The sequence below is a fragment of the Neisseria sp. P0021.S007 genome, assembly GCF_051956855.1.
Genome location: NZ_JBQCXA010000304.1, coordinates 1 through 834 on the forward strand (window position 1 = coordinate 1; position 834 = coordinate 834).

At 49.8% G+C, this 834-nt stretch carries 1 protein-coding gene; it reads right to left on the reverse strand.

Annotated elements, in window-relative coordinates; all coding sequences use genetic code 11:
* Positions 1-812, reverse strand: an 812-nt coding sequence (gene hemN, locus ACTHUR_RS12990; RefSeq protein WP_440398914.1) for an oxygen-independent coproporphyrinogen III oxidase, incomplete at its 3' end; no start/stop codon positions are given.
* Positions 813-834 lie beyond the last annotated feature (22 nt).

Consider the following 834-nt stretch of genomic DNA (forward strand, 5'->3'; position numbering starts at 1 on the left):
ATACGGCGTTGCGGTTTGAAGATATGCGGCAAGTGAGCGTAGTGGTAGAGGGCGAGGCGGTCGGGACTGAGGGACAAGACCGTGTCGATGGTGGTTTTGATGCTTTCGGTGTTTTGGTGCGGCAGGCCGTAAATTAAATCGACGCTGACTGATTTAAATCCGGCTTCACGCGCGGCATCAATCACTTCTTTGGTTTCTTCGTAGCTTTGAATACGGTTGACGGCTTCCTGCACTTTAGGGTCAAAGTCTTGAATACCGACACTCATGCGGTTGAAACCAAGTTTGCCCAGTTTGAGGACAGTTTCGCGGCTGACTTTGCGCGGGTCGATTTCGATGGAGTATTCGCCGTTGGGAATCAGCTGGAAGTATTTACGAATCATGTCGAAGACGCGTTCGAGTTGGTCGTCGCTCAGGAATGTGGGCGTACCGCCGCCGAAGTGGAGCTGCGCGAGCTGGTGTCTTCCACCCAAATGCGGTGCCAGCAATTCCATTTCTTTTTCCAGATACCGGATATAGGCATCGGCACGGCTTTTGTCTTTGGTAATGATTTTGTTGCAGCCGCAGTAGTAGCAGATGGTATTGCAGAAGGGAATGTGGATGTAGAGTGAAAGGGGTTTGTTGAGCGCGCCCATGTTGCGCAGGCTTAAAGCTTGGATATATTCGGCTTCTTTAAAGCCTTCATGGAAGCGGTCGGCAGTCGGATAGGATGTATAACGGGGACCGCTTGATGGCAAACTGGCAATTAATTCACGATCGAATTCCGGTAATTCGTTGTTTGTGTTGGTGTTATTTGAGATGGGGATGATTTTCATGGTTGGGCTTGTAGTATAAAGT